10 protein-coding genes are annotated in these 9,680 nt (G+C 52.7%); 2 read left to right on the top strand and 8 right to left on the bottom strand.

What is annotated here, in order from left to right:
* From ACODSV_RS35005 to ACODSV_RS34970, 8 genes are all read right to left on the bottom strand, one after another.
* Positions 1-1,406: efflux RND transporter permease subunit (locus ACODSV_RS35005; protein WP_150095512.1), on the bottom strand; the 1,406-nt coding region annotated here is incomplete at its 3' end.
* Positions 1,403-2,887 carry an efflux RND transporter periplasmic adaptor subunit gene (locus ACODSV_RS35000; protein WP_008437420.1) on the bottom strand — a complete coding sequence of 495 codons (1,485 nt, stop codon included), beginning with the start codon at positions 2,885-2,887 and terminating at the stop codon, positions 1,403-1,405. The genes ACODSV_RS35000 and ACODSV_RS35005, both read right to left, overlap by 4 nt.
* Entirely contained in the window at positions 2,884-4,140 is a 1,257-nt protein-coding gene (locus ACODSV_RS34995; RefSeq protein ID WP_454844006.1) for a TolC family protein, read from the bottom strand. The genes ACODSV_RS35000 and ACODSV_RS34995 overlap by 4 nt, the downstream gene beginning before the upstream one ends.
* Positions 4,141-4,239: 99 nt before the next feature.
* The gene (locus ACODSV_RS34990) at positions 4,240-4,581 is read right to left on the bottom strand and encodes a hypothetical protein (protein WP_080761980.1); all 342 of its coding nucleotides are present in this window, start codon (positions 4,579-4,581) and stop codon (positions 4,240-4,242) included.
* Positions 4,582-4,655: 74 nt separating this feature from the next.
* Entirely contained in the window at positions 4,656-5,594 is a 939-nt protein-coding gene (copD, locus tag ACODSV_RS34985) for a copper homeostasis membrane protein CopD (RefSeq protein WP_019334915.1), read from the bottom strand.
* A gap of 3 nt (positions 5,595-5,597) precedes the next feature.
* On the bottom strand, positions 5,598-5,981 hold the full coding sequence (gene copC / locus ACODSV_RS34980; RefSeq protein WP_017341635.1) for a copper homeostasis periplasmic binding protein CopC: 384 nt from the start codon (positions 5,979-5,981) through the stop codon (positions 5,598-5,600).
* 339 nt (positions 5,982-6,320) lie between these two features.
* Positions 6,321-7,709, bottom strand: coding sequence for a copper resistance membrane spanning protein CopS (copS, locus tag ACODSV_RS34975; RefSeq protein WP_032901844.1), 1,389 nt, complete (start codon positions 7,707-7,709; stop codon positions 6,321-6,323).
* Entirely contained in the window at positions 7,706-8,401 is a 696-nt protein-coding gene (locus ACODSV_RS34970) for a heavy metal response regulator transcription factor (protein WP_017341638.1), read from the bottom strand. Before ACODSV_RS34970 ends, copS begins: the two co-directional genes overlap by 4 nt.
* A 206-nt stretch (positions 8,402-8,607) precedes the next feature.
* Here ACODSV_RS34970 and ACODSV_RS34965 point away from each other — a divergent pair, with 206 nt between their 5' ends.
* Together ACODSV_RS34965 and ACODSV_RS34960 are read left to right on the top strand one after the other, a co-directional pair.
* Positions 8,608-8,961, top strand: coding sequence for a co-regulatory protein PtrA N-terminal domain-containing protein (locus ACODSV_RS34965; protein WP_019334912.1), 354 nt, complete (start codon positions 8,608-8,610; stop codon positions 8,959-8,961).
* Between the two features lie 163 nt (positions 8,962-9,124).
* A complete protein-coding gene (locus tag ACODSV_RS34960; RefSeq protein ID WP_019334911.1) occupies positions 9,125-9,661 on the top strand; it encodes a cupredoxin domain-containing protein in 537 nt (178 codons plus the stop codon).
* The last annotated feature ends 19 nt before the right edge of the window (positions 9,662-9,680 follow it).

Raw genomic sequence — 9,680 nt, 5'->3', positions numbered from 1 at the left:
GCCTCCAGCGTGAACACCGGAATGAACGACAGGGTGATGATCAGCAGACAGAAGAACAATGCAGGTCCTACCTCGGCAGCCGCTTCAGTCATCACGTGCCAATGACGTTCACCTTTCAGTTCCTCCCCAGGATTGGCCACGTGCCAAGCCTCGACCTTCTTGTGGGCATTTTCAATCATCACCACGGCAGCGTCGACCATAGCGCCGATGGCGATGGCAATCCCGCCAAGGGACATGATGTTGGCGTTGATACCCTGATAGCGCATCACGATGAAGGCGATCAGCACCCCAACCGGCAGGGAGATGATTGCCACCAGAGATGAACGCAGGTGCCAGAGAAAGATTCCGCAGACCAACGCGACGACGATGAACTCTTCGATCAGCTTGTGGCTGAGGTTTTCCACGGCACGATCAATCAACTTGCTGCGGTCGTACGTGGTGACGATTTCTACCCCCGCCGGCAGACTGCTTTTCAGCTCGTCGAGTTTGGTCTTGACCGCCGCAATGGTTTCACGAGCATTCTTACCGCTGCGCAGAATCACCACGCCGCCGACGGTCTCACCTTCACCGTCGAGTTCGGTAATGCCTCGACGCATCTCAGGCCCTAACTGAATCGTGGCAACATCGCCCAACGTGACCGGCACACTGCCCGCGCCCAGTTTGAGCGGGATGGCGCGAAAGTCATTGAGCGTCTTTAGGTAGCCGGAAGCTCGTACGATGAACTCTGTCTCCGCCATTTCCAGCACGGCTCCACCGGTTTCCTGATTGGCTTTGCCGATCGCCTCGGTCACCTCAGACTGCGTGATACCCAAGTTCGCCAACTTTAGCGGATCGAGCTGGACCTGATACTGTTTGACCATGCCACCTACGGTGGCAACTTCCGCAACGTTCGGCAGCGTCTTGAGCTCGAATTTGAGAAACCAGTCCTGTAGGGCTCGCAGTTGCGCCAGATCGTGCCCACCGCTGCGATCAACCAACGCGTACTGGAAAATCCAGCCAACGCCAGTGGCATCAGGTCCTAAGGCTGGCTTAGCACTGGCTGGTAGGCGGCTTTGTATCTGGCTCAGGTATTCCAACACCCGCGAGCGGGCCCAGTACAAGTCAGTTCCGTCTTCGAACAGCACATAAACGAAGCTGTCGCCAAAGAAGGAGTAACCGCGCACAGTCTTGGCCCCAGGTACCGAGAGCATGGTGGTTGCCAGTGGATAGGTCACCTGGTTTTCGACGATCTGTGGGGCTTGGCCTGGGTAAGGTGTACGGATAATTACCTGAACATCCGACAGGTCTGGCAATGCATCGATGGGCGTACTTTGAACCGCCCAGATCCCCCATGCCGTGACGAACAGCGTCGCCAGCAACACAAGAAAGCGGTTGGCCACCGACCAGCGAATAAGGGCCGCAATCATGGCTGGCCCCCAGAGCGTTCCAGACGTTCAACACGCAGACCATCGTCCGTCTGGCTAACAGCGATCCGAACCTTGTCGCCCGTTTTTAGGCCCTTCATCAGAGCAGGAGTGGCGAGAGGGAAAGTCATCGTCATGCCTGGCATACCCAATGTCTTGAAGGGACCGTGGGCGAGCGTGACTTCTTTGTCGTTGATCTCAACGATCTGACCATCGGCCTCATGCAAAGCGCCAACGGGCATAGTAGATGGCGAAACGTCCAATGAGCTTGCGACAACGCCCTTGAGACTGGCCTCCGAGTCGAGCAGGAACTGGCCAGAGGTCACCACTTTCTGCCCCTCTTCCAAGCCTTTCAATATCGCCGTCTTGCCATCGTTATCCTGGCCTAGCTGCACCTCCACCGGGCGATATCGACCAGCGTCTTCAGAGAGCATGACCAACGCACGTCGACCGGTACGAATGACGGCCTCGCTCGGCACCCACAGAACACTTTGCTCCGTTGAACGATTGAGGCTTACCTGTGCGGTCAAACCTGGTCTGAGTCGGCCATCTGGATTGGGTAACTCAACTCGAACGCGAAGTGTGCGACTGTCCGAACTGGTTTCCGGAAGAATCGCACTGACGACGCCCTTGAGCACAACTCCAGGGAATGCGGATAAACGCGCTTCAGCTGCTTGCCCTACTACGATTGACCCAGCTTCCGCCTCTGGTACAGCCACGGCCAGCCAGACACTGCTCAAACCATTAACACGAGCCAACGTCTCGCCTGCGGCCACCGTCATACCTTCACGCACACTCAGCTCTTGAAGCACACCACCAATAGGGCTGGTCAGCGTCAGGTTCGATTGAACTTTGCCAGTGCGCTCAACTTGAGCAATTAACGTAAGTGGCATTCCGGTTAGCCGCAGTCGCTGCCGGGCCGCTGTCAGCAAGCCAGCATCGCCACTACGCTTGAGGGCGAGAAATTCCTCCTGAGCAGCTGCCCACTCCGGCACCAAGATATCTGCCAAGGCGGCATTCGCTTTCAGCACATCACCAGGTGCGTGGGCATACACACGCTCGACAAAACCCGCTGTACGGGCCTGAATGACTGCAACGTCCCGTTCGTTGAAGGCCAGCACACCTACCACGTTCAGTGTCGAGGCAAATACGCCTCGACTGACACTAGCCAGTCGCACACCAAGGTTCTGAGTCAGGCTTGGATCAATTCGAATGGCAGCGCTGTCCCCCTTGGTATCTGCGTATTGAGGGATCATCTGCATGTCCATGAAGGGTGACTTACCCGGTTTATCGAATTTCTGTTGTGGGTACATGGGATCATACCAATACAGAACTTTTCGATCGGCAGAGGCTTTGGGTTCATGATCCGGTACGACACCAGCTACTCCGCTCATTCGCGGTTGGGCTAACCAGTAACCCCCGGCAACACCCAAGGCAATCGAGATGCCGATGATTAAAGTCCCTTTCCATAATTTAAAAATCATTGAGCGGACTCCCCGTAAGAGAAATACAGGCGAGCGCTGGTCAGGGCACGTTGCTCTTCAACGTCAACCTGCTTGAGACGGGCTTCGATGAGTTCGCGTCGGGCGGCAACAACCGAGTTCAAATCACCCTTGCCGGAGCGGTAGCTGGCCATCGTGAGTTCGACCTTTTCTTTAGCCAACGGCAACAAGCTTTCCTGATTACGGCTGACTGCACGATTGAGGCGCTCGTAGTCAGCCAACTCATCCTCCAGTTGCTGGGTATGCTCGCGTGACAGGGCTTCGCGCTCAGCCTCAAGCTGGTTTAGTTCGGCGTGCTTGGCCGCAATCTTGGGGTTTTGCCGAGAGTTAGGGAACAGCGGGAGATCCCATGAAAACTGCACGCTGACCATGTCACCGAATTGTTGGCCTCGGTGCTGATAATCGAATTCCCAGCTCCAGTCAGACTGCTTTTCCGCCTCAGCTTCACGGATCTTGGCTTGTGCTTCACGGGTCATCGGCACAAAAGCCGCTAATTCGGGGTGATGTTGCAGCTTATGGGAGTAACCTGAGGTCTCAATAGGCCAATCAGGCAAACCGCCTACCGGTTTGTCATCGGCGGCAGGGCCAATCCAGCGCTTGAGGGCGGCCCGGGCCTGTGCACGTTGACGAACTAAATCATCCTGCTGCTCAGCCAGTTGAGCAGCTTCCTGTTTAGGTGTCACCGCATCGGCGGGTTGGGCTCGGCCACCCGCAATCTGAGCTCTGACGGTATCGGTCAGAAGACGGTTTTCTTTGTAGAAGTCCTGGAACAACGCATCTTTACGCTCAACCGAGTAGCTTCTGATCCAGGCTAATGCCGTGGACTGTCGGACGTTCAGACGCGCCACTCGACGCTCGGCTGACGCTCGATCAACAGCCGCATCCGCGACCTCGATACGTGCTTTGCGCTTGTCGCTGTTGGGCATCTCCTGCCTAATCCCGACCACTTGCATGGTCATGAAGTCCTGGTCGATGCTCCATCTGTCGGGTCCACCAATGGGGTAGTTCTGCACGCCCAGCAGTAGCTTGGGATCGGGTAGTTCGCCGGCGGGAATGGCCGCACTGGTGGCTGCTTGAATTTTGGCGTCTTGTGCGGTCAACGACGGTGCATTGTTTTCGGCCAGCCGCAGCGCTTCATCGAGTGTCAATGCACCAGCAAGGCTCGGCAATGCCAGTACGCTTGCCGCCAGGCCGGCCACGAGGGACCAACCTGTGCAAAAGCAGTTGGAGTTCATGTTCACGATTCCTGTGATGATCCACCGCGCGCTTCATAAGACATGCGCGCAGATATGCCATCCCGCTAACGCGGAATGAGGCTCAGTGTGGTACAGGAATCAAGTACGGGGAGGTCGCCATAACCCAGAAGGGGTTTGTACGAGTGGGAAATGGCTGGAGAAGGGCAGAACGATTGGACTGGACAAGGTAATAGGAGGCTTGATGATCGAGACTTGCAGCATGCCGCCCGTTTTGCATTCCTGGCCCGACTTACAAGGTTTGCCATGCTCAGCGGTACTTTTCATGTCGTGGCAGCAGTCTTGACCCATACCATCCATCATCGCTATACCCATGGTTTTCATCGGGCATGGTTCAGTCGATGCCTGAACACCCGCCATCCCGCTAAGGGGAAGCGCCAAGCTAATTAGGAAAATCAGGCAACACCGCACATAGCGTTTCATGGGCTAAAGTGTAGACGGTGCAAATGGCCCTTACAATTCACCCTTAAGACTCCTGTATTGGCTGTTACCAACGTCTATGCTGCGCTCATTTCCATGACAGGGCTTAAAGTACCTAACCATGCGACAAGACAGATAATGATGACCGCCATTGAAAACTCAAGTTTCATGCTACGGCGCAAGGCATTCACCGCGACAGCGTATTCGCCATTGCGAACTGATCGCTCCAATAAGGGGCTTAGATGAAAACGGTTAAGCGTGGCTAATACGATCATCCCTGCAAATAGCAGGATTTTCAAAAATAGCAACTGGCCATAAGTGCTGAGCATCACCTCATCGAGGCTCGGTCCTACGATAAATAGATAATTCACCACGCCCGTTATACTGATGATCACTACAATCACCGCGCCGGCCGATTCAAACCCTGTCAGTACCCGAGCAAGAACTCGTACTTCCTGATCACCTTTCAGCGATTTTAAACGCAGCAGCAGTGCAAATGCTGCCAACGCACCCAACCAACCGCCTGCGGCCAAGAGATGGAAGATGTCGCTAGTAAAATGCCAGTAACGACGGCTCCCTTCGTCCATCGCACCATGCCCTGTCCATGCCAGCGTCGCTAGCGCAATGGCGCCACATACAGTGACAATCCAAAGACTGAGTGTCGGAAAGCGCTTGCTCAGAGCAACGCCGAGAACAGCCGTCAGCAACGCCACTATCCGGACCATCCAGGTCAAACCGACGTCAGTCCCCATGAGAACCATTTGAAAAATATGGTGATGTAGCTCCATGAAGCCCGACACACCACTCATAGCTTTCGCAAGCAACAACATGGCTGCTAGAGACAGAGCTACACCTAAAACAGATGTACTGTAAAGAAGCGACTCAAAATTTAAAACCGCTCCCGATACTCTCTCTTTTCCCCTCAGGCTATAAAGACCAAATATTGCCAGTCCAAATAACAGCATCAGATCAAAATATAGAGCAAAGCGAACAGCTATATTTATTGAGTCGCTCATGAATCATTTCACTTTGAAAGAAAAATTGCCGGTGATTGGATGAGTGTCAGACGAGACGGCACGCCACTCAACTTTATAAGTACCTGTGGTCAATGGCGATGCAGGCGTAATAACCATCGTCTTAGGATCTCCACCGCCTGCAACGGCTGCTTTAACGCCCATTGGGGAGTTAGGCATGCCAGGCATATCGGTCATGATCAGCTTAGCACCGGAAAACTGAGTCGTTAGATTCTCAGAAAATTGCAGTTCAATTTTCGCAGGAGCAGCAACATCCGACCCTTCTGCTGGAGTAGAAGAAAGCAGCTTTGGATGTGCTTGAGCAACTGCACTCAAAAGCAAACCCGCTGTCAGTGCTACAGCTACGGTGGTGGTTTTAAGGAATGACATGCAAGACTCCTCACAGCAAAAGCTGTTGATTCTAGGTTTTTGATGAGTATCTAGTTATTACTTTTACGCTTATTAAAAACACTGGCGAGCTACCTAGCAAATTCCGTGTTCTAGGGCGGGCTGGACAGGAATAATCACAAGAATTCCAACGTCACAGCGCAAGTACACGATGCCACACGAACGCAAACTATTCGATTACATTTCAGTCAGCTTGGACCTGCTTTGGGACGCTGAATTTCTTGAAAAAATGGTTAAAACGGGCTTCCGTTTTGCGACGTTCACACCGTGAAAACCGTTCGCAAGACCACATAGCTGCTCGGGTGTATATGGTGTCGTTGATTAGGCATTTTCTGCACTCGCACATGGGAGCTGTATATGAAAGGCTGTTTTTCCATCTGACGACGTGCACCATATCTTGCCGCCATGCGACTCGATAATGGATCGAGTGATTGATAAGCCTAGCCCCGCATTACTTGGGTTTCCTTCTCTACGAGCGGGGTCCACTCGATAAAATCGATCAAACAGTTTTTCAAGGTGCTCAGGAGCGATAGGTTCTCCAGGGTTTTCCACGGAGACAGAGATTGACGTCCCTTCCTGCCTTATATCGACGCTGATACATTTCCCTGCGGGGGTGTACCGGAGGGCATTCGAGAGCAGATTAGAGATAGCCCTGTCGAGCATAAGAACGTCACCTCGGACGCTGCCCCTCCCTGTCACCTTAAGGTCGATGCCTTGCTCATCAGCCAACAAGCGGTAGTACTCGAGTAATTTTTCTACTAGCGCTACCAAGTCTATCGGTTTGTTTTCATGAGTAATCAGACCATTATCTGATTTCGCTAGAAAAAGCATGTCATCGATCATCCGCCCCATACGCTTCAGGTCATCAAGATTCGAATACAAGTTGTCTTCGTAATCTTCAATATTCCTTTTTCGAGAAAGCACCACTTCGGTGTGTGTCATCAAATTGCTGACTGGTGTTCGTAGTTCGTGAGCAATGTCCGCAGAGAAGTTTGATAAGCGAACAAATGCATCGTCAAGTCTAGATAACATTGCATTGAAAGAAAGCACCATCTGCTGAAGCTCTTTAGGCACGGCCGCTAAAGGAATCCGTTCTTTGAGCGATTTAGCAGACATTGACGCAGCGACTTGAGTAACCTGGCGAATAGGTCTTAGTCCACTGCTCGCGACCATCCAGCCCAGCGCCGCACTGACCAGCGCGCTTATAAACAACCCTATCAAAAACCAGCGTTCAAGCGTCTCAAAGAACGCCATATGTTGCGTAACGTCAAAGATCAACATAACGGTCAGCGGTTTTTCTTGTCCAGTCACAATCGCCTGCGCCGTTATTCCCCGGAACGTTTGCTCATCATCACGCCACTCCCAAACGTTGTTGTTTGAGGTCGTGCGAAAGTCTTCAGGAATATCGATTGGACCTGGATCAGCAAAAAGGGTCTTGCCGTGACCATCGAAGATCAGGGCTGTCAAATCTCGGTGAGCACCCAGCAGCGCCTCCAACTCAGGCTTAACATCACTGAACTGGTCAATGCTACTCAATCCCGTCAAAATTCTTTGGGTCGAGTGTAGCTTCTCGTTTAGCGCCTGCTGATCTAGCATTTTGAAATGATGCCGGCTAAGGCTGTTAAAACTGAGTCCAGCGACGGTGAGCACCGCCGTTACAGCTAGCATGAACATCAGGCTCATGCGGGTAGTCAGAGACATTCGCTTCATTCCAGCCCCGTCCCAGAATCCGGCGCATCTAGCATGTAGCCCATGCCTCGGGAGGTGTGGATAAGCTTGACCTCAAAATCATCATCAATCTTTGCTCTGAGCCGCCTTACGGCGACCTCGATGACGTTCGTATCGCTGTCGAAGTTCATGTCCCACACCTGGGAAGCGATAAGCGACTTAGGCAGCACCTCACCTCGACGACGGAGCAGCAATTCGAGTAACGCAAACTCTTTGGCCGTGAGATCTATACGTTTGCCTCCACGGACAACCCTGCGCTTGAGCAGGTCAACCTCAAGATCAGCCAATTTCATATGAGTTTGGGAGGGGGCTGTACTCCCTCTTCGCAGCAGCGTTCTGACGCGGGCAAGCAATTCAGAAAAAGCGAAGGGTTTTATGAGGTAATCGTCTGCCCCCAGCTCAAGTCCTTTGACGCGATCCTCGACGCGGTCTCGCGCCGTGAGAAAAAGCACGGGGACATTTTTTCCGGATGCCCGCACCTTCTGAAGTACTTCCCATCCGTCCAGCCCAGGCATCATCACATCGAGAATCAGCAGGTCATAAGCCTCGCTCAACGCGTGTTGAAGCGCCTCCTTACCATTGGTAAAGCGATCAACATTGAACCCTGCCTCAGCAAGACCTTGCTGCAAATAAATGCCTATTTTGGGTTCGTCTTCCGCAACCAGAAGTCTCATGGGGGTGGCTCTCGAATGATTGTGATGATGAGTCTGCAAGGAAATGCTTCTGCCAACCAGCAACTGACAGAAAAGTAATATTGGCTTCAGGTAGATGTCAGCGAGTGCTGTCTAGGGTTCGAGCATGGGTACTCCCTAGTACTCGACCGACGCCTCCGCATGAAACCTTGGGGGAGCCGGAAAACAGATCAAAAAGGAGCTTCCTCATGAATCATCTAAAAATCCTTTTCTTTGTGGGTTCGATACTCATCTCAGCGTCTGCTTTGGCTGAAGGTGGCGCAGATCGGATTGCGGAGCGTATGGAAAGCCTACGCGACAAAGCAGAAGCGACCTTGGTGCAAGCTGAAAAAGCCCCAGAGGGAGAGCGCCATGTACACATGGCCGAGCATATGAAACTGCTGGGCGAAATCATGAACCAACTCCATCAGGATCACCCAAAAGCATCAATGTCGCCTCAGGAACATCTTTCCTGGATGGAAAAGCACGACGCTATGGTTGATGACGTTTTGAACCAAATGCAGCGCGAACACAAACTGATGCTTTCTGAGAACCATCAGTAACCGGGTACCTCCGATGGGCTGTTTGATCCGCTCGGTTGGTACGGCGTCATATGCGCGCCGTACTACTCTTGGAAACTGACAGAAATGTAGTGTTCACGTCAGTTAGCTGGCAGCTCTATCCGTTTAGCATAGCTAGTGTTTTCCATTTGCTCTTGAGGTCATCATGAAAGCTAAGCTCGTTACCCCAGTTATTGCGGCGATCACCTTATTCTTCGGTGCGACGGCCATGGCAGACGTAGGTCATGGCAAAGAGGACATCGGCCAGCCTGGCGTCGCTTCTGCGGTGACCCGTACGGTAGATGTGGAGATGGGTGATATTTTCTTCATGCCTAAAAACATCGATGTGAAGCCTGGTGAGACTATTCGTTTTGTCCTTCGTAATAAGGGCGCACTGCTGCACGAATTCAATATCGGCCAAGCCGCCGCTCATGCGGCGCACCAAAAAGAAATGGCGAGCATGTTCCAGAATGGAACGCTTACACCCACCGGGTCAGGGAAAATGACGGGCAGCATGGGTCACAGCATGGGAGGGATGAAGATGGTTGGAATGGAACACAACGACCCGAACAGCATGCTGATCGAGCCAGGAGCAACAAAGGAATTGATCTGGACCTTCAACAATACAACTGGACTTCAATTTGCCTGCAACGTGCCAGGTCATTACCAGTCTGGGATGGTCGGTCAATTTGACCTGAAGTGAGCCTGAACTGACCGCTAAA

It is taken from the genome of Pseudomonas sp. FG86, assembly GCF_057808775.1.
The sequence above is the reverse complement of the archived record's forward strand: the minus strand, read 5'-3'. Positions and strand labels throughout refer to the sequence as shown.